This is a genomic window from Synergistaceae bacterium (genome assembly GCA_012728235.1).
Lineage (GTDB): Bacteria > Synergistota > Synergistia > Synergistales > Synergistaceae > JAAYFL01.
Window position 1 is genome coordinate 1 of the sequence record JAAYFL010000055.1, and the last position, 22,818, is coordinate 22,818.

15 protein-coding genes, 1 tRNA gene, 1 rRNA gene and 1 pseudogene are annotated in these 22,818 nt (G+C 34.8%); 1 reads left to right on the forward strand and 17 read right to left on the reverse strand.

What is annotated here, in order from left to right:
* Positions 1-132: ribosomal RNA gene (locus tag GXZ13_04140) — 16S ribosomal RNA — on the reverse strand; the annotation flags it as partial.
* Positions 133-421: 289 nt separating this feature from the next.
* Here GXZ13_04140 and GXZ13_04145 point away from each other — a divergent pair.
* On the forward strand, positions 422-2,713 hold the full coding sequence (locus tag GXZ13_04145) for a PBP1A family penicillin-binding protein (GenBank protein NLX75024.1): 2,292 nt from the start codon (positions 422-424) through the stop codon (positions 2,711-2,713).
* Here the strand turns inward: GXZ13_04145 and GXZ13_04150 are convergent.
* The 16 genes and pseudogenes from GXZ13_04150 to GXZ13_04225 all read right to left on the reverse strand — a co-directional run bounded on the left by GXZ13_04150 (position 2,710) and on the right by GXZ13_04225 (position 22,742).
* Entirely contained in the window at positions 2,710-3,726 is a 1,017-nt protein-coding gene (locus GXZ13_04150; protein ID NLX75025.1) for a deoxyguanosinetriphosphate triphosphohydrolase, read from the reverse strand. The genes GXZ13_04145 and GXZ13_04150 overlap by 4 nt on opposite strands.
* Before the next feature lie 92 nt (positions 3,727-3,818).
* Positions 3,819-6,455, reverse strand: a complete 2,637-nt coding sequence (locus GXZ13_04155) for a pyruvate, phosphate dikinase (GenBank protein ID NLX75026.1) — start codon at positions 6,453-6,455, stop codon at positions 3,819-3,821.
* An 86-nt stretch (positions 6,456-6,541) separates the two neighbouring features.
* Positions 6,542-8,602: a glycine--tRNA ligase subunit beta gene (locus GXZ13_04160; GenBank protein ID NLX75027.1), complete on the reverse strand. Its 2,061-nt coding sequence runs from the start codon at positions 8,600-8,602 to the stop codon at positions 6,542-6,544.
* Positions 8,602-9,507, reverse strand: coding sequence for a glycine--tRNA ligase subunit alpha (gene glyQ / locus GXZ13_04165; protein NLX75028.1), 906 nt, complete (start codon positions 9,505-9,507; stop codon positions 8,602-8,604). Before glyQ ends, GXZ13_04160 begins: the two co-directional genes overlap by 1 nt.
* Positions 9,508-9,535: 28 nt before the next feature.
* Positions 9,536-10,252 carry a DNA repair protein RecO gene (recO, locus tag GXZ13_04170; GenBank protein ID NLX75029.1) on the reverse strand — a complete coding sequence of 239 codons (717 nt, stop codon included), beginning with the start codon at positions 10,250-10,252 and terminating at the stop codon, positions 9,536-9,538.
* A complete protein-coding gene (locus GXZ13_04175) occupies positions 10,249-11,118 on the reverse strand; it encodes a GTPase Era (protein NLX75030.1) in 870 nt (289 codons plus the stop codon). Before GXZ13_04175 ends, recO begins: the two co-directional genes overlap by 4 nt.
* An 86-nt stretch (positions 11,119-11,204) precedes the next feature.
* The gene (ybeY, locus tag GXZ13_04180) at positions 11,205-11,693 is read right to left on the reverse strand and encodes an rRNA maturation RNase YbeY (GenBank protein ID NLX75031.1); all 489 of its coding nucleotides are present in this window, start codon (positions 11,691-11,693) and stop codon (positions 11,205-11,207) included.
* A gap of 6 nt (positions 11,694-11,699) precedes the next feature.
* Positions 11,700-13,772: an HDIG domain-containing protein gene (locus GXZ13_04185; GenBank protein ID NLX75032.1), complete on the reverse strand. Its 2,073-nt coding sequence runs from the start codon at positions 13,770-13,772 to the stop codon at positions 11,700-11,702.
* Positions 13,741-14,751: pseudogene (locus GXZ13_04190) on the reverse strand (PhoH family protein). The gene GXZ13_04185 and the pseudogene GXZ13_04190 overlap by 32 nt, the downstream one beginning before the upstream one ends.
* Positions 14,752-14,857: 106 nt before the next feature.
* Positions 14,858-15,682 (reverse strand): nucleoside triphosphate pyrophosphohydrolase, encoded by an 825-nt coding sequence (gene mazG / locus GXZ13_04195; GenBank protein ID NLX75033.1) that lies wholly within the window; start codon positions 15,680-15,682, stop codon positions 14,858-14,860.
* Positions 15,683-15,735: 53 nt separating this feature from the next.
* Complete coding sequence (locus GXZ13_04200; protein NLX75034.1) at positions 15,736-18,831, reverse strand: DEAD/DEAH box helicase; 3,096 nt, start codon at positions 18,829-18,831, stop codon at positions 15,736-15,738.
* A 47-nt stretch (positions 18,832-18,878) separates the two neighbouring features.
* Complete coding sequence (locus GXZ13_04205) at positions 18,879-19,466, reverse strand: aminoacyl-tRNA hydrolase (protein ID NLX75035.1); 588 nt, start codon at positions 19,464-19,466, stop codon at positions 18,879-18,881.
* A gap of 20 nt (positions 19,467-19,486) precedes the next feature.
* Positions 19,487-20,173, reverse strand: a complete 687-nt coding sequence (locus GXZ13_04210; protein NLX75036.1) for a 50S ribosomal protein L25 — start codon at positions 20,171-20,173, stop codon at positions 19,487-19,489.
* A gap of 61 nt (positions 20,174-20,234) precedes the next feature.
* On the reverse strand, positions 20,235-21,206 hold the full coding sequence (locus GXZ13_04215; GenBank protein ID NLX75037.1) for a ribose-phosphate pyrophosphokinase: 972 nt from the start codon (positions 21,204-21,206) through the stop codon (positions 20,235-20,237).
* Position 21,207: 1 nt separating this feature from the next.
* On the reverse strand, positions 21,208-22,605 hold the full coding sequence (gene glmU / locus GXZ13_04220; GenBank protein ID NLX75038.1) for a bifunctional UDP-N-acetylglucosamine diphosphorylase/glucosamine-1-phosphate N-acetyltransferase GlmU: 1,398 nt from the start codon (positions 22,603-22,605) through the stop codon (positions 21,208-21,210).
* A 62-nt stretch (positions 22,606-22,667) separates the two neighbouring features.
* Positions 22,668-22,742 (reverse strand) — tRNA-Gln (locus GXZ13_04225).
* Positions 22,743-22,818: the final 76 nt, after the last annotated feature.

Here is a 22,818-nt window from a genome sequence, read left to right on the forward strand (position 1 = left end):
GTTACTCACCCGTTCGCCACTAGAATATTTAAAGTCCACTACAAGTAGCTTCTTCTAAATATCCCCGTTCGACTTGCATGTGTTAAGCACGCCGCCAGCGTTCGTCCTGAGCCAGGATCAAACTCTCCGTTTGATTCTGGTGCTCATTTGCTAGCTTTTAAATAGTTTCCTTACGTACTGTATTCTATTGGCAAGGTGCATACGTCGTTATTATTTAATGTGTTTTTTTTATAACGACGGGATGTAATATACTATGCATTTGATAAAAAAGCAAGTAGTTTTTATTTTTAGATTTTTATTTTTTCTTTTAACAAAGTATAAATACCCTTTGTATATATAAGTTGTATTTTATATATTAATAATCTAGAATTAACATAGAAATAAAACTGTTGTTGCCTTAAGTTTAGGGGGAGTCATAATAATGAATATTGATAAAAATAAAAAAGATTTTTCAACTAACAAGCAAAGGAAAGAAAAATCTTTTTTAAATCGGTTATCTTCAAATATCTTTCTCATGTTTATAGTGTCAATTGCTATTTTAGCTATTGTTCTGACTTTATTTATAAAAGATATATCAAGCAGCTTACCTACATCACAAGAAATCTTAGATCATGAACCTAATCTCGCTACTGTTTTGTATGATAGAAACGGACAAATTATCACACACCTATTTCAAGAAAATAGAAGGTGGGTCAAGCTTGATGATGTGTCCATTTGGATGGTTAAATCAATATTGGCAGCAGAAGATGACAAGTTTTATGAACACTCGGGAATAAGACCTACAGCAATTCTTCGAGCAGCATTAGTAGACTTTTTTTTCAGGGGAGCTTTACAAGGAGGAAGCACGATAACACAACAATTAGCAAGAAACCTCTTCTTGAGTAAAGAAAAAACAATTATAAGAAAAGCAAAAGAAGCAGTTTTAGCGATACGACTAGAAAAAATATACTCTAAAGACCAGATACTAGAGATGTACTTAAATACTATATATATGGGGCATGGAGCATATGGAATTGATTCAGCAGCTCAAATATATTTCCAAAAAAAGCCAAAGGACTTAAATGTGACGGAATCAGCCATATTGGCTGGATTAGTAGCTGCTCCAGAGAAATATTCTCCATATAAAAGCACAAATAACTCACAGATTCGCCGACAATATGTTCTTAAACGCATGTTAGATCTTAATTGGATGTCAAAAACTGATTATGACAAAAGTGTGTCAGAAGTAGTAACCCCCGCTAAAAGAGACACGTCAAAACAATCTCTATTCCTCACTGATGCACCACATTTTGTTTCATATATTTTGTTTAAAAAACTATTTCCTGAATATGGAGCGGATATGGTTTATAGGGGTGGAATGAAAATATTTACAACTATTGATTTTGATTTACAAAAAAAAGCAGAAGAACTAATTTCTGCAATGCCTAATGAGGGTGCTTTGGTCGCTCTAGATCCAAATACTGGTGAAATTTTAGCTTTGGTTGGCGGTAGAAACTTTGATGAAAGCAAGTTCAATCGTGCAACTCAAGCTTATAGACAGCCAGGTTCAGCATTTAAACCAATCATATACGCTACTGCTTTAGAAAACGGTTTTCGTTCAATAGAACATATACTTGATGCTCCTTTAGTTTTTCCTAATGGATGGGAACCTAAAAATTATTCTTCGCAATATGCGGGAGAAGTTACCATCATGGATGCTGTTGCCAGATCATTAAACACTGCTGCCGTTAGAGTCGCACAAATTAGCGGAGTCAGCAAAATAGTTGATTTCTCAAGAAGAATAGGGATTACTACTCCTCATTTGCCGGAGGATTTATCTTTGTCTTTAGGTACTGCGAGCGTAACACCTTTAGAAATGGCAGTAGCTTATTCAACTTTTGCAAATAACGGTTATAGGGTAGAGCCGTATGGGATAAAAGAAATAAAATCAAATAAAGGTGTTTCTATTGAGCAAAATGGGCCAAAGTTGACAAATGCAATCTCTGTTACAACCGCAGTTACAACACGATCACTTTTAGAACAAGTAACAACATGGGGAACTGGTGCAAATGCACATATTAAAGGATTTCAATCTTTTGGAAAAACAGGAACAACTAATGACTGGACTGATGCTTGGTTCATAGGAGGGGTCTCCGGTTTGGTTGTGGCAGTTTATGTTGGTAATGATGATCATAGTCCTCTTGGTGGTAAAAAAACAGGAGCAGTAGCTGCTCTACCTGTATGGAAAGCATTTGTTAGTTATGCTACAGAGAAATTAAAGTTGCCTACAACCTTTATTTTACCCCCAGATGCGGGGGTGGAGTCGGTTGAAGTCTGTAAAAAAACCGGATTTATTGCTGCCGACGGCTGTCCTAAAGCTAACATTCTACTCCCATCGGGACACGCTCCAACAGCAACCTGCCCTTGGCATGGAGGGAATATAACTGAAGCTAAATCTGATCCTAATGCGCCACAACTGCTTCTTGCTCCTATAGATGATGAAGCTACATATTATACCTACGTACTTAGAATTCCTAACGAAAATAAATCTACAGAAAGTACTATGGCTGAAGCAGACAGAACTGCGAGTAACATTAAAAGAACAACATCCCAAGAACAAGATAAAGTTCCTAACAAAGATGTCAAAGCATATAAAGATCCACATTCTAATGAAGAGAAAGAAATGGAAGCAAAATATCAAGAACTATTAAAAAAATATAAGATTATTGATTAGTCTATTAACTGGTTTATATGCTTGTTTTGTGGCCATGGTGACGGCACAAAGCGTTCTTGAAAAAGCTGGAGAGCATATCTATCTGTCATACCAGATATAAAATCAACTGTTTCTTGAACACTCTTCTGCTCTTTTTGTACTTCATATTCAAAAAGAGCAGTTAGCACGTGTTCTACTCTTGAGTCTTCTATTAAAGCATTCGCTCTACTATAAACATTTAAATAAAGGAATTCTCTTAATTTTTCTATGACAGAAAGCATTTCTGGATTAAATTGCAACGTATTCCGGCAGCTATTTTTAATTATATCTTTAACTAATGAATCTATTCTTTCAGCATGAGTTTCTCCCATTATTTTTAAAACATCTTTTGGGAGATCTTTTTCTTGAATCATACCTGCTCTTATAGCATCATCTAGATCATGGTTTAAATATGCGATTGAATCTGATATCCTAACAACCCATGCTTCCATGCTTGATGGATTTTTCAAATCATAGCCAACTTTAACATCTACTTGCCCTTTAGAATGCTGTAATATCCCCATTCTTACTTCCCATGTTAAATTTAGGCCTCTTCCATTCTTCTCTATAAAGTCAACAACCCTAAGGCTTTGATTTGCATGATGGAACCCATTTAATTTATATTTTTTTGCAAGCCCATCCAACACTTTTTCTCCCATATGACCAAAGGGAGTATGCCCTAAATCATGCCCTAAAGCTATAGCCTCTGTTAAATCTTCATTTAATGAAAGGGATCTAGATATTGTTCTTGCTATTTGAGAGACTTCAAGTGTATGAGTCAACCTTGTTCTATAGTGATCACCTTCTGGTAATAATAGAACTTGGGTTTTATATTTTAACCTTCTAAAAGAATTAGAATGTATTATTTTATCTCTATCACGTTGGAAACAGGTTCTTATTTCACAATCACTCTCTTCGTGTAAGCGCCCTTTACTCTTTGACGCCAACGCCGCATAAGGAGATAATATTTTTTCTTCGATCTCTTCCCAGTGCATTCTTATGTTCACATTTTATCTCCTCTGTTCATATAACCGTACGCAAAGTAAAAAACAAATTATATTTAACGTCTCTTATAAATTTTCTTTCATTAATCAAGTAAACCAAGTGCGACGTGCGCAGCAGAAATTCTGGCAACCGGAATCCTAAAAGGAGAACAGCTAACATAATTTAAACCTAAATGATGGCAAAATGCGACGCTTGAAGGCTCTCCCCCATGTTCTCCGCAGATTCCTATCTTTATTTCTGGATTTGTGGCTCTTCCTGAAGATACGGCCATTCTCATAAGAGTTCCAACGCCTTCTCTGTCCAATATCGCAAATGGATTGTGTTTTAGGATACCTTGATCAATGTATTGAGCCAAGAATTTTCCTTCTGCATCATCTCTTGAAAAACCAAACGTAGTTTGCGTTAAATCGTTTGTGCCAAAGCTGAAAAATTGAGCATATTCTGCAATTTTGTCTGCTACCATGGCAGCCCTAGGCAATTCAATCATAGTGCCTATATAGTAATTTAATGAACAATTATTCTTTTTTATAATATTATCTCCTATTTCTTTTACTGTGTTAAAGAGTCTTTTGGTTTCTTCTTGCGTGGAAACAAGGGGTATCATTATATTAGGAATAACGGTAATCTTTCTTTTTGCTAATTTACAAGCCGCATTAAATATGGCTCTTATTTGCATTTCATAAATTTCAGGATAAACCAATCCTAAACGACAACCTCTAAAACCTAACATTGGATTTTGTTCGCTTAATTCTATTGCTCTTTTTATAGTGTTTTTTATTTTTTTAGCTTCTTCACTATTAGAATTTGTTTTTTTAAGTTTTTCTTCCAGAACATTAAGTTTGGGTAAAAACTCATGCAGAGGTGGATCTAGAAGCCTAATGGTAACGGGTAATCCGTCCATTGCTTCTAAAATTCCTAAGAAATCACCTTCTTGCATTTTCTCTAATTTATTTAGTTGCTCTATTCTCTCTTCTGTGGTAGTCGAAACAACCATTTCTTCCATAACACTTATTCTTTCAGGAGCCATAAACATGTGCTCAGTTCTACAGAGGCCTATGCCTTTAGCACCAAAAACGCGTGCTCTCTCTGCATCTTCAGGAGTGTCCGCATTGCCCCAAACTTCTAGAGTCGCAACTTTATCTGCCATGTCAAGTATTATCTGGAAGTTTTCATCGAAAAGTGGATCAACTAAAGTGAGCTTTCCTAAGGCCACCTCTCCTGTATTGCCATTTAAAGTAAGATAGTCACCTTTGTTGACGATAACTCCATTCACAACAAAGTTTTCTTCCTTAAGGTTAATCTTAATTTCTTCACATCCAGAAACACAAGGTTTTCCCAAACCTCTTGCCACTACAGCAGCGTGACTTGTCATTCCTCCGTGTGTTGTAAGAACTCCTTGAGAAGCAAAAAGACCATGAATATCATCAGGTGTCGTTTCAGGTCTAACCAAAATAATCTTCTCTCCGTTAGAACCGCGTTCAGCTGCTTCATCTGCGTTGAATACTACTATTCCTACAGCTGCTCCAGGTGAGGCTGGAAGACCCTTTGCTAACCTTTGATAATCTACGTTGGGATCAATTTGAGGATGCAAGAGCTGTTCAATTTGCTCTGGAGAAACTCTTGATATTGCAGTTCTTTCATCTATTAATTTTTCTTTAAACATATCCACTGCTATTTTTACGGCAGCAGAAGCAGTTCTTTTGCCATTTCGGGTTTGCAAAATATATAGCTTGCCCTTTTCTATTGTAAATTCTATGTCTTGTGCATCTTTGTAATGCTGTTCTAAGAGCCTTACTATTCTAGAAAACTCTATAAAAACTTCAGGCATTTCTGTTTCAAGCTCTTCTATTGGAACAGGGGTTCTTATACCGGAAACAACATCTTCTCCTTGAGCATTAACTAAATATTCACCGTAAAGACGATTCTCTCCAGTAGAAGGACTTCTTGAAAAGCAAACCCCAGTAGCACAATCATCACCTAGATTTCCAAACACCATTGCCACAACGCTAACTGCGGTGCCATAGGAATCTGAAATGTTATTTATTTTTCTATAGGTTATAGCTCTTGGTGTATTCCAGCTTCTAAAAACTGCTTCTATAGCAAGCTTGAGTTGCTCCCACGGATCAACCGGGAACTCTAGCCCTTCACTTTTTACTATATCTTTGTATTCTTTAGTTAGTTCTTTTAATGATTCGGCAGATAATTTATGATCTTTTGATACTCCAGTTTTAATTTTTAAGGCATGCAATTTCTCTTCAAATTTATCCATTTTTACTCCTAAAACCACATTGGAGAACATTTGTATAAATCTCCGATAACTGTCATATGCAAACCTTTCATCTTTTGCTTCTTCTGCAAGAGCCACAACTGTTTTATCATTAAGCCCAAGATTTAAAATCGTGTCCATCATCCCTGGCATAGATACGGGGGCTCCAGAGCGGACGGAAACTAACAGGGGGTTTTTATCGCCTCCAAAATTTTTACCCGAAAGTGTTTCCACTTTTGATATGGCTTCTGTTACATTCGACCATATACTTGATACAAAATCCTCTTCTTTCCAATATTCATGACATGCCTCGGTTGTTATTATAAATCCTGGAGGAACAGGTAGCCCTATTTTCCACATTTGTGCAAGATTTGCTCCCTTGCCTCCTAAAAGCCCTCGCATAGACTCGTCACCTTCAGAAAAATCATATACATACTTTTTTGCCAAATCCATAATACTTCCCCCTAATAAATTAAACTTATTTAAATTATCTAAATTAAAAAGGCATTGTATAAATTATTTTTTACTTCTTAATAATACTACTTTAACAAACTAAAATCCCCAATTTGCATAAAAAACAACTCGCATTTCGCAAGTAAGGCTAGGCGGTTATTTCTAATTTCCAGATTTTTGTCCATTACTAATACGTCTTCAAAAAAACGTGATATTAGTGGGGCGAGCTTAGCTAACGTCAAAGAAAGCTTTTCCCAGTCGGAAGCTTTTATTGCATCTTTTGCAATGGTCGTTAAATATTCTAACTCATCATTAAGCTTCTTTTCAGAATCGTTAAGAAATTTCTGTGGGTCAACTTCGTTAAATTCTCTTGTAGCTTTTGTGAGTAAGTTTTTAACTCTGACCGCTGCAATAATTAAATCAGCAAACCAATCTTCTTTGCATACCTTTTGTAATGTTTCAGCCAAGCGCAGTATCTGTAATGGTCTATATGGTACCGTTTGTAAAGCTAAAAGGACAACATTTCTATCAAAGTTTCTTTCAAGTAATTGTACTTCAATACGTGTATTCAAAAAAGATAAAACTTGCTCAATCCTTTTACTTTCTAAAACAAACAGTGCGGCTGACGTCTCAACTAAATATCTTAAATCAATATCATAAAAAAGGCCCCAGATTATTTCGTTGATACAGCGGGCAGCCCTCCTAAGTGCATATGGATCTTGGGTTGAAGTCGGCTCTTGCCCTATTTTAAATATCGAAGTAATGGTGTCTATTCGTTCTGCCAAGCCAATTATTGCTCCTATATCATCAGTTGGAATTTCATCACCTGAAAATCTTGGCAAATATTGTTCATACATAGCTAGAGATACTCTCTTATCTTCTCCGGCTTTTTTTGCGTATTCTCTTCCCATAATGCCTTGTACTTCAGGGAATTCATATACCATACTTGATGATATATCTGCTTTTGATATTGATGCTGCTCTATCAATCATAGGTAATATTTTATTTTTCCCCAGCTTTTCTGTTAAAACTGATGAAAGCTTTCTTATCCTTTGAACTTTTTCATATAAAGATCCCAATTGCTCTTGATAAATTATATTTTTTAAATCATTAGTCATTTCTTCCAAAGTTCTTTTTCTGTCTTCGTTCCAGAAAAACGCTGCATCATATAGTCTAGCACTTAATACTCGTTCATTTCCTTCCTTCACTACATCCATATTCACGGCCAAATTGTTGCTTACACCTACAAAATATGGTAAGAGGTTTCCATCAAAGTCTCTTACAGGAAAATATCTTTGATTTTTTGCCATTGTTAATATCAATACTTCTTCTGGAATCTCTAAGAATGTCTTATTAAAACTACCGTAAAAAGCTATTGGATATTCGTTCAAGTGTATAACTTCTTTTAGTAAGTTTTCTTCTATATCTACCTTTACATCCAATTCTTTTTCTATGCTCTTAATTCCAGTAAAAATCTTTCTCTTTCTTTCCTCTGGATCAATTATGACAAAGTTTCTTTTAAGTTCATCAAAATATTCGTCCGTTGTAAAAATTTCAATTTTGGAACTTCCCATAAAGCGATGGCCTCTTGTTATTCTGTTGCTGAGTACGTTACCAAACCTAATATTAATGATATCTGATCCAAATAGGGCTAATAACCACCTTACAGGTCGTGCAAACCGAACATTGTTGTTTTCCCAATACATACTTTTGGGAAAAGAAAGGCTTTTTATTATTCTCTCTAATATTTCCGGAAGAATTTCTTTAGTTTCTAACCCCGACTGGCTCGTTACTGCCATTAAATATTCTGTGTTGTTAATTAATTCAACCTTTAAATCACATACATGCAGGCCTTGACTTTTAGCAAAACCTTCAGCAGCCTTTGTCGCGTTTCCATTTACGTCGAATGACTTTGATTTTGCAGGACCTTTTACTCTCTCTTCTCTGTCTTTTTGAATTATAGCAACATCCTTGATATATATTAAAAATCTTCTTGGTGTACCTTGTACTTTAATTTCTTCATGTTCTATATATGCCCGCTCAAATTCCTGTTTTGTATAGAGGTACAAGTCTTCAAGTGCTTTCTGTATAAAGCGAGCTGGAATTTCTTCTGTACCTATTTCAAGAATTAAATCTTTAGTATCCATTAAAATTCCACCTCCTTATAATTTTCATGTTTTTGGAATTTATTTAAAAGAGGAAATCCCATTACTTCTCTTTGTTTTATGTATAATTGGCAGCAAATACTGGCTAAAGCCCTTACTCTTCCAATATAGCCAGTTCTCTCTGTTACACTTATTGCATTTCTCGCGTCTAATAGATTAAAAGTATGAGAGCATTTTAAAACATAGTCATATGCAGGTAATACTATTTTGCGTTCTAATATTTTTCTTGCTTCAGACTCGTACATATTAAAAAGTTGAAAAAGCATTTCTGTACTTGCTATTTCGAAGTTATACATAGAATGCTCTACTTCGCTTTTATGGTGTATATCACCATATTTGACATTATCGGTCCAAATTAAATCATAAACAGAATCAACTTTTTGAACAAACATTGCAATTCTCTCTAATCCATATGTAATTTCTGAAGGCACAACATCCATATCTATAGCACCCATTTGTTGAAAATAAGTAAATTGCGTTATTTCCATTCCATCCAACCAAACTTCCCATCCAAGACCGGATGCACCAGTTGTCGGATTTTCCCAATCATCCTCAACAAAACGAATGTCATGCTCTTTTGGATTTATTCCAATAGCCTTTAAACTTTCAATATATATCTCCTGTATATTTGAGGGTGCAGGTTGAATTATAACTTGATATTGATAATAATGTTGTAATCGGTTAGGGTTTTCACCATAGCGGCCATCTGTTGGTCTTCTAGAAGGTTCTACGTAAGCGACTCGCCAAGGCTCAGGGCCCAATACTCTAAGGGTTGTTGCTGGATTCATAGTTCCTGCTCCTACTTCCATATCATACGGGTGCTGTATAATACACCCCTCTGATGACCAGAATTTTTCTAGCCTAAATATTATCTCTTGAAAATTCAACTCTTGTTGCCTCCTTTAAAAATGACTATCACTGAGAAGATAAAAACTTTTTTAGTTTAACAGAAAAATCATTAAAAATATCGATATCAATATTATTTTCGGACCAGGTGATAAAATCCTCTTGTTTCAACATCGCAGCACAGCGCATATCTTTGAGTTGGCTTATATTTACTAAAATATCACTCGTGCAATTTGAGCAACAAAAACCATCATCGCACCAAAACGAGCTTTCGTTTATTAGCGAACCACACAACACACATTGTTTAAAAGAAGGAGCGAGTCCCATTAAATTTAGTAATCTCCATGTAAAACGAAACTCCACTAGCTCTGAAGTACAACCATCTTTTAAAAGCAACATTGAACTCCATAATAAATTTAAGATATCATTACTTTCGTGAGTAGTAAAAATTACTCTACTAACAGTTTTATAAAGTCGAAGAGCTGTATGTAAGTGCTTAGAACACCTTCTTAATAACAAGAAATCTTCTTTAATTTCAGAGGATTTCAAATAAAGTCCAGATGGACTTTGATAGATATTATAGAGACCCCATACCATCGGCTCTATAGCACCACCAAATCTACTTTTACTTGATCCTGTTGGTGCTATAACCCACCTTGGCCCTAAATCACGTAAAAAAAGTAACAGAGTAAGACCGTTTTTAAGCGAGTCTTTTCTTTGTATAACTGTACCTGCTTGCTCATAATACCCCTGTTCTAGTTTCTCAAAATTGCTATACTGCATCAACTGCTATAACCCAATCTTCGAAGCTCGTCAACTGATTTCTTCCATCCTGGTTTCACTTTAACCCATAGCTCAAGATAAATGGGATATCCAAATTTCTCAACTAAATCTATTCTTGCCGCACATCCAATTTCTTTTAATTTTAACCCTTTTTTACCTATTATTATTCCCCTTTGACCGACTCGGTCGACAATAATAGTTGCTCTTATCTTTGCCACCTTTAGTTCCGGATATTCATCAGGATTCTTGAATTCTTCAATCAAAACAGCTACGCTATGCGGCACTTCTTCTTCTGTATGCAATAAAATTTTTTCTCTTATAATTTCTGCTGCTAAAAATCGTTCTGTAACGTCCATTAACATATCTTTATCATATATATAAGGTTGAGTTGGAAGGAATACGCTAATCTTCTCTATTAATTTTTTAAGATTAATATTTTCTAAAGCCGAAATGGGAACTACATCTTTAAAACAAAACCTATTACAGTATAAACTTGCAACCCTATCATATAAATCTATGTTTTTTAGTTTATCAATTTTATTAATAATTAAAATTACTGGAACAGTAACCGAAGAAAGTGTTTCTAAGATCATTTCTTCCCTCTCGTTTATCTTAGAACTTAATGCGTCAACTACAAAACATATTAAATCTACTTGGTTCAAAGTGTCTAATGCTTCTTGTAGCATATACTTGCCTAAATTATGTTCTGGGGTATGAACTCCTGGAGTATCAACAAAAATAATCTGCTCTTTATCTGATGTGTAAATACACCTAATTGCGTTCCTCGTTGTTTGTGGTTTATGAGAAACTGCCACAGCTTTTTCTTCAAGCATAGCATTTATTATTGAGGATTTCCCAACATTTGGCATCCCAATTAAGGCAACAAAACCTGTTTTAATCTTTTTATTTTCTTGAACATCGTTGTCGTTCAAATGCAAAAACTTCCCTTCATTACTTATGTATTAGAAGTGAAATACTCCAATAGCAAATCGTTTTGTTCTTTCCACATTTGTTGTTTCCGTTCATTGTTATCATGGTCATATCCGATAAGGTGTAATAGCCCATGAAATATAACTAATACCATTTCATTTATTACTTCTTTTTTTTGTTCTATTGCATTTTGTTTAATTATTTCCGGACAAATAATTATGTCCCCTAGTGGAAGAAATCTCCAGTCCAGAGGAGGACTAAAAAAACTGTCCTCTGTCTCCCAAAATGGAAAAGACAGGACATCTGTCCCTTCTGACATATGCCTATACTCGTTATTTAAAATAGTCATATTTGATAAATCCATAAAAGTGAGAGAGACATTTACATAAGAAACAGCCTCTGGAATAACATTTTTTTTTAGTAAAAAAGAAGTGTATATATTTTCTATTTTTTTAATGTTCTCATGACTAATATCACTTTTTTCTTTTAAGTCGAATGTAAATTCAAATGTCATTTTCGTTTAAACGTTTTCTTTCTCTATTGATGTTTTAAGTTGCTTCTCTTTTATAACATCTTTTATATCACGTACTTCTCTAGTATGGTATCCCGACATTAATATTTCAATAAAACTTGCTTTAATTCTTGATATATCTTTAAATGTGAAGTCTACGTTTTCTAACTGCTTGTCTTTAATTTTCGAATCTACTACAGCGTCAACTAAAAGTGTCAAATCTCTTAAAGTTGTAAGTGGTTTGTTAGAACCTTTTACTGCCGCTTCAACAGAATCTGCAAGCATAACCAGTGCAGTTTCCCTGGTTTGTGGTTTGGGACCTGGATATCTAAATTGTTCTTCTGTAACATTATCTTCTAAGGCTTGGGCTTTCTCATAAAAATATTTCTGCAACGTTGTACCGTGATGTTCGGATATAAAGCGCCTTAAGACCTTCGGTAGTTTATTCTCATCTGCTATTTCAAGTCCATCCTTAACGTGAGATATTATTACTAGTTCAGAAAGTGAAGGAGAGAGATTGTCGTGCACATTCTCTCCTTTTTTTTGATTCTCAACAAAATACATTGGGTTTTTTAATTTGCCTATATCATGGTAATATGCACCGGCTTTAACTAATAAGCCATTCATTTTCAACTCATCGGCAGCTGCTTCCGCTAACGTTCCCACCATAAGTGTGTGGTGATAAGTACCTGGTGCCTCAATTTGGAGGCGTTTCATTAGAGGTTGGGAAGGGTGACTAAGTTCAAGTAGTCTTAGAGGAGATATTACATCAAATAAATTTTCCCAAAGGGGGAGAAGAGCAACGACAACAGCACCCCAAACTGCACTAAAAACCAAGGATGAAACAACAAGTTTTTTAGTTATTGACAGACTAAGCCCCCAGTGTATTAATATTGAAAGTGTGCCCAAACATATACCTAAAAAGAACAAGTTTTTCCAAATAGTCATTCTATGATTGGGCGGATCTAAAAATAAAACTCTTCCTATCCCGGCAGAAAAAGAGGCCAATATAAACCCTATCGTAATAATGCCTGGTGATAAGCCATATGCAATCATGACACTTATTATTCCTCCACCAAAAATGATGTGGTATGAAAGAGAAAGAGGAATCGTTAGGCACAACCATCCAGTCATACCTAAAACCGCCATTGAATAGCTGCCCATACGAGCAAAAATTAGTTCCAATGCCCAAACCAGAGAAAGTACGATAGAAACATATAACCACTCTTTTTCAGACAACTTTTCCTTCAATCCGCTCTCGATCCAAACAGGCCAAAAACTCCATGCAAAGATAACAAAAAGAATAACTAACAGGTTTTTCCATGGATATTTTGCATCAGGGTATCCTTGGCTCCTTAATAACTTTGCCAACTCTACTGTTATAAGCTGTCCTTTTTGCACTAATACTGAACCAGGACGAATTTCCCTAATTACAGCGGGGATTTGGTGTGAAATATCCTCTCGTAGTCTGGCAGTCATTTCAAAGTCTGAATGTAATGTTGGGCTCATTACTACATCGAGTATTTGAAAAGCAACGTTCTTTTCACTTTGTTTAAGTTCTGTCAAATTTAATTGTTTCCATATTAGCTTTGCTTGTTGCTCTCTGGTATGTGTCTTATCTGTAATTTTATTTCCAATTTGTATTACAGCTCTTATAATCTTTTCTTTTGTGTCTTTTGGAATTTTTAATAACAGTTTAGTTAATTCCCTGTTAAGTACTATTTCATATTTACCACTCTCTATATAACTTAGTCTTTCAGCGAGTTGTTTTGTTTCTTCTTCGTCACGAACCATAACATCTACGATACGGTTGGCAGCTCGCTGACGAAGCTCAAGTGTAGCCATTTTATCTTCATAACGTGAAGTTATGAGTGCAAAATATGTTTTTTTAGACGGGTAACCAACACTGTAATTGTCTTTTCTATCTGATATATACCAGTTTAAAGAAATGAGAAGTGCAGCAAAAAACAATAGATAAAAGCGCAAAAATAGATATTGTTTATTTTCTGGCTTAAATTTACATTTATCTATCGTGTGTATCACAAATTTATCAAGTGATGTTTTTTTCTTTTTCTCTGTCATCATATTCCTCATAGGCCCGCACAATACGCTGAACTATTTCATGCCTTACCACGTCTCGTGTTGTCAAATTTATAAATTTGATGCCTTCTATATTTTTTAATACGTGAGTTACTTCAATTAGTCCTGATTTTTTTCTATGTCCCAATAAATCTATTTGTGTGATATCGCCAGTAATCACAGCTTTAGATCTAAAGCCGAGGCGAGTCAAAAACATTTTCATTTGTTCTTGTGTTGAGTTTTGAGCTTCATCTAGAATAATAAAACTGTCATTTAAAGTACGTCCCCTCATATATGCAAGCGGAGCCAACTCAATTATTCCCTTAGATAAATATCGATTAAACTTGTCTGGTGGTATTAGGTCATAAAACGCATCATACAAAGGCCTTAGATATGGCTCAATTTTATCAGACATATCTCCCGGTAAAAAACCCAAACTTTCTCCTGCTTCAACTACAGGCCGCACTAGAATAATCCTCTTAACCAAACTCTCTTTTAGATATGCAAATGCTTGTGCTACCGCCAAATAAGTCTTTCCCGTACCGGCTGGACCAATTCCAAAAGTGATGTCATTTTCTTTTATTGCTTTTACGTATTATATTTGCCCTGTTGTATATGGGCAAATAGGCTTCCCTTGGTTATTCAGACATATTACTTCTTCACGGAGATCTCTTAAATCTGCTGCCCCCTCAGAAACCATTTGATTAAAAAACATACGGATTTCTTCACTAGAAATTTCTTTGTTAAAAGAAGTAAACTCTGCAATCTGCTTCAAAACCCTATTTAGTTTTTTTATATTATGGCTATCATCTGATTTTCCTTTTATAGATATTTTTTCACCGCGTATATATATTTTTACATTAAAATAATTCTCTGCCATTTTGTGTATTTCTGAATAATGCGAGAGTAAGTGGATTACTTGCTCATCTATATAAGTTGCAGAAATTGTGTTTGTATTAATATTTTTTTCTTTGTTTGTCATTTGTAATAGTCTTTCCAATTGTTTTAGTATTTTAAAGCAAATAAGTAAGATTCACATAACAACTTTTCTAAAATTATCTCTATCGATCCAAGCTTTTTCATTATATCTAATTTTTTATTTTTTTGTCGTTCTCTTTTAATTTTGCTATTATCCAAAACGCTTCAAGTTCTTCTAGTGAAAAGTCTGACCACGTTTTTTTGCTGTTAGATATCGTTTCTTCTATATGTTGAAACCTAAGTGCAAACTTTCTAGATGCATTATTTAGTGACTCTTCCGGATCAATTTCAAGATGTCTGCATAAATTCACTATTGAAAAAAAAGAGTCTCCTATTTCATCTTCAATTCTATGCTTATTTTTTGTTTTTATGGCATCTTTAACTTCAGATATTTCTTCGTCTATTTTCTGTAAAACAGTTGCTATCGCTCCTTTAGGCCAATCAAAACCAACGTTTGCTGCCCTTTCCTGCATTCTATATGCTTTTAATAATGAAGGGAGTGTTTTGGGTATTCCTTCTAGAATAGAATGATTATTTTGTTCTTGCTTACGCTCTCTTGATTTTATTTTTTCCCAAGTATTTAAAACTTCTGATTTATCATTTAGTTTAAGATCTCCAAATACATGTGGATGTCGTCTTTTAAGTTTATCAGATATGCCATCAATTACATTTGATAAATTAAAAAAATTCTGCTCATCAGCAATGATTGATACAAAAACAACCTGTAACAAAAGATCTCCTGCTTCTTCACATATATTTGCATTATCTTCATTTTCTATTGCCTCTATTAATTCATAAGCCTCTTCTATAATATAGCGTTTTAATGAAGAAAGGGTTTGTTCTTTATCCCAAGGACAACCATCTGGAGCTCTAAGACGCCTCATTATTTCTATAAGGTGATTAAACTTGTCTGTTACGGATGTATTTTTAGTCATAGTAATATAAATTCTCCCTCATCTTTCGTTAAACATATGGAGTTTTTATCCCATTAAATTTCATCGCTCTTTATTATCTCACATAGAGAAGTAATTCCTACATATCCCCCTATTGAAATAACTCCATTTAGCCTTTTAGACCACTTACCTGTATATCTCAATTTTTCCCATTTTCCTTCTGGCTCTCCATAAATTATTGTTTCTTCACGCGAGCATAGTATTTTAGTAATTCCATATTCTTTCGCAAAACAACGTACAAATGCTAGATCAAAAAGAAACTTCAAACTATTCGGTAAATTCCCAAATCTATCTTCCGTTTCTTTCTTGAGTTCTACAACTTCATTAGGATCTTTTATTTTTATTAGCCTTCTGTAGAGTGTCACTCTTTGAGCTTCTTGTGGCAAATAAAATGTTGGAATTGTCGCGGGAAACAATATTTTAACTTCTACTTGTGATGTATATATCCCTTGAATTTTTTCTATTTCATCCGATAATAAATCATAATATTTTTGATGACTTATTTTTATCGCATTACCATGCTGTGCGACTCCTAACAAATCACCAGCACCCCTTATTTGCAAATCCCGTTGAGCCAAACTATACCCTGCTCCAAGCTCATCTAATTCTGCAATTGCCTCTAACCTCTCTTTTGCATTTGTAGAAAGTGCTGTTTCTACGGGATAAAATAGAAAAGCAAAAGCTTGCTCTTCTCGCCTTCCCACACGCCCGCGAAGCTGATAAATCTGTGCCAATCCAAGTTCGTGAGTATCATCAATTATCAGAGTATTCGCATTAGGTATATCCAAACCACTTTCAACAATCGTAGTACAAACCAATATATCAATTTCTCCTGAAGAAAATAAAGACATTGTTTTTTCTAATGCAACTTCTGGCGTTTTGCTATGAGCAATTCCAATCTTTAGTTTTGGAAAAAGTTTTTTTAGTTTTGCAGCTTTTTCATGAATATCATTTATTCTATTATGTACATAAAAAACTTGACCACCTCTGTTTTTTTCTCGCAACACAGCATTTATTAACAAATTTTCAGACCAGGGCCTAACTACAGTAATAATAGGTAATCTCCTTTGTGGGGGGGTTTGAAGGAGCGAAATATCTCTTAACCCACTTAATGAAAGCGAAAGAGAACGCGGGATAGGAGTCGCAGAAAGCATTAAAATGTCTACATAAGGTGCTGTTTTTTTTAAATGTTCCTTGTGCTTTACACCAAATCGATGCTCTTCATCAATGACTACAAGTCCAAGGTCTTTGAATTTTATGTCCTCACTCAACAAACGGTGAGTACCAATAATAACGTCCACCTTACCTTTTTTTAAATCATTTATAATCTCTCTCTGTTCAGGTAAGGGTACAAAACGAGAAATAACTCTTACTATTACCGGTAAATTACTGAATCTGGATGAAATTGTTTCGTAGTGTTGCTGTGCTAAAAGTGTAGTAGGTGTCATTAAAACGGCCTGTTTCCCATCAAATACAGATATTGCTATTGCTCTTATTGCCAACTCTGTTTTACCAAAACCTACGTCTCCAACTATTAAACGATCCATAGGGTACGAAGCTTGCATATCTATAGTAACTGCTTCAATGGCTTTCCTTTGGTCAACTGTTTCTTCATATGGAAAACTTCCTTCAATTTCTTTCATAAGTTCGGTATTAATCGAAAAAGAGTGTCCTTTTATAATTTCCCGCTCAGCGTACACTTTTAATAGGTCTGCAGCTGTTTTTTTTGCCAACTCAAATGTTTTTTCTGAACTCCTTTTCCAACGTGAACCCTTTAAACTATTTAGTACCGGCTCTTGTCCAGGCAAAGGAGACCATGCAGATATTTTATAAGAATACAAAACTGGCACTAGCAATCTTTGTTCTTCTGCATATTCAAGAACTAAATATTCCTGTTCTCCATCTACAGTTGTCACAATTTTTGAGCCAATGTATTTTGCTACACCATAGTCATCGTGTATAACCCATTGTCCAGGCTCTAATCCCGCTCCCCAATCTCTTGGAGCATTAATATAATCCGTATTTTCTATTAAATTAAAACCGAAAAGCTCATAATCTGATATCAAGACTATCTTTTCAATAGGATCAATAAAACCTTCTGAAATGCTCTTACTTATATGCTCATACACTTTATCTTGCGTCCAGTCTTTACTTAGTTCAGAACGAGTAAAAAAACTAATTTTATACCCTTCATAAACGAATGAGTCTATAAGCTTATCTAAATCTTTCAACTTGCCCTTATGTAAAGGAAATTGTTTGATTGGCATTTTATATGAAATGGTGTTAGTGTCGTGCACAACCCTTATTCTCTTATACTTTGAAAGTTTTTTAGATAAAAAACTCCACTCCAAATAAGGTAAGGCCTTCTGTAAATTACTATCAAGGTTTTTCCATAACCATAATGTGTTTTCTGCACTATCTTCAATTTCTTTAGGGTCAAAGTAAATAATGTGCATATTAGATGCAAAATTTTTTTCTAAAGAGACTCTATTTATCTCTGGAATTAAACTACGTATATAAAAATTTTCCAAATAAAATATACTTTTTTGGGTTTCTGGCAGGAATTGTCTAAGAGATACTATTTCATCATCAAAATATTCTACTCTGAGAGGATAGTCTTCAGATGGGCTATAAATATCTACAATACTTCCTCTAACAACATATTGGCCTGGAGACCAGACAAGATCATTCTGCACATACATATTTTTTATTAACCATTCAATAAGAGTATCTCTAGGTATATTTTGTCCTACAGACAATTGAAAAGAATAATCCGTGTTTTCAAAGGGAGCAAGAAGTGAGGTAGGAGTTGCTATAAGCATTCCATTCGTGTTTCTAAAACGGCTTAATATTCCGCCTCTTGACATCCTAATCGCATGAATTTTAAATTTGTCTTCTATAAAGGGAATTTCAGGAAGATAATATATTGATTCTTTTATGTTTAAACTTTTTGCATCGTTATAAAACTCTTTAGCTTGTCGTTGGTCGGGTAATATGACCAACAGTTGTGTATTACAATCTTTACATAGCCAAGAACGCATTGCACCTTTTGTTGGGACAAATACGGCTTTATTCCTATTCCAAAAATCCACACTTAAAGTGAAAAAATTATTTGATTTAGATTTGTTCATTTTGACACCATTTTTTTCTTAAAAAACCAGAAGAGGCGTGATATGTTTCACGCCTCTTCTGGTTCAAAATTAAGACCATTAATTTTACACATTGCCACTTCGATACCATTAAAAAGCCACAAATCAAGAGCTTTTATCGAAACATCTTTCAGTTTATCAAAGCTTTCCCGCTGTTCTGCTGGGATTTTCCCTAGAACCCAAGCATCTAATGCAATCTTCTCACTAGGTGTCCCTATTCCTATTCTTAACCGCGGAACATCCGTCGTTTTAAGAAGAGATAATATGGAACTCATGCCCTTGTGTCCGCCTGCAGAACCGTTTTTTTTAAGCCTTATTTTCCCCCAGGGTAGATCTACATCATCATACACTACAAGAATATCTTTTGTAGATAAGTTCATATATGTTACAGCTTGTAAGACAGATTCTCCACTTAAATTCATATAGGTTTTAGGTTTCAAAAATGTGACCTTTTGCCCTTTTATAAGAGTTGGCCCCCAAAAATATCCTTTAAATTTTATACTAGACCTATCTAAAGAAAAGTTTTTTACGTATGAATCAAGAACATGCCAACCAATATTATGCCGCGTCCAAATATACTCTGCTCCAGGATTGCCTAATCCTACAATTAGCTTCATGTATAAACGCTATCTTTGTACTACTCCGAAGCTTTCTCTTCGTTTTCTTCTTTGCCTTTTGATATAACTTCTACTTCTTGAGTTGAATGCGTATCATCGCCTAGTTCAGCCTCTTCGTCCTCAACCTGTACTTTGGGTAGAGCTATATGCAAAACAAGTATTTCTGGATCGGTCAACAATTCACTTTCACCTGGGATAGGAATATCTCTGACATATATATCAGAACCAACCTCTAGGTCTTTTATGTCACAATCTATTTGTTCTGGAATGTCACTTGGTTGAATTTCTACGCTTATAAATCTGGTCTCAAAAATTAACATTCCACCATCTTTAATTCCTTGACAAATATCCTCATTTATAACGTTTATAGGAATATCTACTTTGATTTTGTGTCCCTTAAGAACTTGATAAAGATCAACATGTCTAAGTTGCTGTGTTATTGGATGTCTTTGAACATCTCTAATGAGAGAGGAAACCACGCTGCCATCCTCTAAAACCAAATCAATAATCGTTGTTTCCTTATTTTTACTGTTTGCTACTGATATAATGCTCTTCATTGGCACAATGCCAGCAAATCCTTGTTTATATTCCGGTCCATATAAAACAACAGGACACATATTTTTACTTCTTATTTTTCTGCAAGCTCCTGTTCCCTTAGCTTCTCTTTTTGTAAATTCAATTTTTAAATTTTCTTTTTTTACAGCCATTATAAAAATTCCTCCCAAATTATTTAAATCTCTAATAAATTAATTATATTTTTGTTTAAATTTAACGAAATAGGATGCTTACTGAATGTTCTGAATGTATTCTTCTCAATGCCTCTGCAAAAAGTGGTGCAATTGAGAGAACATTAATTTTTTCTATTTTCTTTTCATCTGAAAGTGGAATTGTATCTGTTAATATAAGTTGTTTAATGCATGACTCCTTCAGTCTATCTATTGCGGGACCTGAGAGAACACCATGTGTAGCGCACGCATATATTGCAGTTGCTCCTCTTCTTTTTAGTGCTTCAGCCGCTTTTACTATTGTTCCTGCGGTATCTATTATGTCATCTACAAGGATTGCGATCTTACCTTCTACATTCCCTATTATTTCCATAACCTCACAACTATTGACAACCTCATGAGAACGTCTTTTATCAACAATTGCCAGGTCTGTTCCGCCTATTTTCTCTGCAAATTTTCTTGCACGCACTACGCCTCCTATATCAGGAGATACGACCGTTATCATCCCGTTAAGAACTTCTTGTTTTAACTCTTTTTGAAAGTAACTAGCTAAAAGTGAAGCCCCTGTTAAGTGATCAACAGGAATATCAAAAAAACCTTGTATTTGGCCGGCATGTAAATCTGCTGCCACCACCCTATTTGCACCTGCTTTTTCGAGCAAATTAGCTATTAGTTTTGCTGTTATAGGCTCTCTGGATCGAGTTTTTCTGTCCTGTCTTGCATACCCAAAATATGGGATAACAAGATTAACCCGATATGCAGACGCTCTCTTAAGGGCATCCACTATTATGAATAGCTCCATTAGATTTTCATTTGTGGGTTCACACGTGGGTTGTACAACAAAAACGTCTGCGCCACGGACGCTTTCTTCAATTGATACTCCTATTTCTCCGTCTGAAAACCTGAAGATTTTTGAAGCAGAGAGAGAGCATCCTAAACTTAGACAAACATTTTCTGCAAACTTTGGATGTGCACTTCCTGAAAAAACCTTTACTTCTCTAAGACCCGACGACATTTTATTTTCCTCCATCTTTTTCTCTTTTGCGTGAATACCAGTTTTCAATTATCTTTTGTTTCTCTCTACTAATAGCAAGAGAAGATTCTGGCACATTTTTCGTAATAGTCGAGCCTGCTGCCGTAGTCGCCTTATTACCAATATTTATTGGCGCAACTATTATAGTATTGCTTCCTATAAAACAATCATCACCTATTATTGTACTATGTTTTTTCTGGCCATCATAATTACATGTTATTGTTCCGGCTCCTATGTTCGTATTTTCGCCAATTTTAGAATCACCTATATATGATAGGTGTGGAATTTTTGTTTTTTTAGATATGCTACTTTTTTTAATTTCTACAAAACGACCAACCAAAACTTCCTCTAATAATTCAGAGTTTTCTCTTATAAAAACAAACGGTCCAATTATAGAATTGCTCTTTACTATGCTATCATTTATTCTTGTTGATCCAACTATCGTAACATTTTCTTCAATTTTTGCATTTTTAAGGATAGAAAAACTTCCAATTCTTGAACCAGTGCCTATAGTGCTATTACCATAAAGTTGAACATTAGGTTCTATTAGTATATCCTTTTTAAATTTAACCTCTGGGCCCACCCATGTCGTGCTTGGATCCATAAAGCGAACGCCAGACAACATCCATTTTTTCAAAATATTTTCTCTCATTAACGACGTTGATTCTGCTAGTTGTAACGGATTATTAACACCAAAAAACTCTGAAGAATAAGGAGACTTTATTGCTTTTATCCTTCCACTTTGTTTCTGTATTAAAGTAAGCACTTCTGTTAGATAATATTCATTTTGTTTATTTATGCAAGTAAGTTCATTGATTATTTGTGCCAGCGTTTTTGTTTTAAAAATATACATCCCACTATTGACTTCTTTACACATACGTTCTTCTTCAGACGCTTCTTTTTCTTCTACAATTTTAATATTAGATTGATTCCTTATTACCCTTCCATAGCCAGTGGGATCGGAAGTTTCAAAACTTAAAAAACTACAATCACATTTAGATTCAACGTGTTGTTCTATAAGATTTTTCAATGTTTCATGCGTTATATGAGGAGTATCTCCCGGAAGTACAAGAATATTTTCAAAATCACTCCACCACTCTTGGGCCAGCCTTACTGCGTGCCCAGTTCCTCTTTGCTCTTTTTGCCAGAGTATATCAACATCGGCTCGTTCGTTTTTTAACCATTCTTCAACTTTTTCTCCAGAAAATCCTAACATAACAGCGGTATTACCAATTTCAGATTTTTTAATTGCTTGCAATATATAATAAATAAGTGGTTTATCAAGTATGGGTTGGAGAACTTTAGGGGTGTCACTAAACATACGAGTCCCTTTTCCTGCCGCTAAAATTAAAGCACAAAAAGAAGTTTTTTTATTAGCCATTCTTTAGCTCTCCTTTTTATAAAATTAAATCTGTAATCTGTGTTTTTAATATGTAATTTGTTTGGCTGGGGCGGATGGATTCGAACCATCGGTGCCGGAGTCAAAGTCCGGTGCCTTAACCGCTTGGCTACGCCCCATTATAGGCACTTATATTTAAATAATTCAAAACTAAATATTTATAATTATATAAATTATTTTATGAAGGCTTGGAGC

What these genes read in the sequence shown, in the direction of transcription:
- GXZ13_04155 (NLX75026.1), bottom strand. Translation starts at nt 6,455, where the DNA reads ATGGATTTGGCAAAAAAGTATGTATATGATTTTTCTGAAGGTGACGAG.
- glmU (NLX75038.1), bottom strand. Translation starts at nt 22,605, where the DNA reads ATGGCTAATAAAAAAACTTCTTTTTGTGCTTTAATTTTAGCGGCAGGA.
- GXZ13_04205 (NLX75035.1), bottom strand. Translation starts at nt 19,466, where the DNA reads ATGAAGCTAATTGTAGGATTAGGCAATCCTGGAGCAGAGTATATTTGG.
- GXZ13_04175 (NLX75030.1), bottom strand. Translation starts at nt 11,118, where the DNA reads ATGCCAAATGTTGGGAAATCCTCAATAATAAATGCTATGCTTGAAGAA.
- GXZ13_04145 (NLX75024.1), top strand. Translation starts at nt 422, where the DNA reads ATGAATATTGATAAAAATAAAAAAGATTTTTCAACTAACAAGCAAAGG.
- ybeY (NLX75031.1), bottom strand. Translation starts at nt 11,693, where the DNA reads ATGACATTTGAATTTACATTCGACTTAAAAGAAAAAAGTGATATTAGT.
- GXZ13_04185 (NLX75032.1), bottom strand. Translation starts at nt 13,772, where the DNA reads ATGACAGAGAAAAAGAAAAAAACATCACTTGATAAATTTGTGATACAC.
- GXZ13_04150 (NLX75025.1), bottom strand. Translation starts at nt 3,726, where the DNA reads ATGCACTGGGAAGAGATCGAAGAAAAAATATTATCTCCTTATGCGGCG.
- GXZ13_04210 (NLX75036.1), bottom strand. Translation starts at nt 20,173, where the DNA reads ATGGCTGTAAAAAAAGAAAATTTAAAAATTGAATTTACAAAAAGAGAA.
- mazG (NLX75033.1), bottom strand. Translation starts at nt 15,682, where the DNA reads ATGACTAAAAATACATCCGTAACAGACAAGTTTAATCACCTTATAGAA.
- GXZ13_04160 (NLX75027.1), bottom strand. Translation starts at nt 8,602, where the DNA reads ATGGATACTAAAGATTTAATTCTTGAAATAGGTACAGAAGAAATTCCA.
- GXZ13_04200 (NLX75034.1), bottom strand. Translation starts at nt 18,831, where the DNA reads ATGAACAAATCTAAATCAAATAATTTTTTCACTTTAAGTGTGGATTTT.
- GXZ13_04215 (NLX75037.1), bottom strand. Translation starts at nt 21,206, where the DNA reads ATGTCGTCGGGTCTTAGAGAAGTAAAGGTTTTTTCAGGAAGTGCACAT.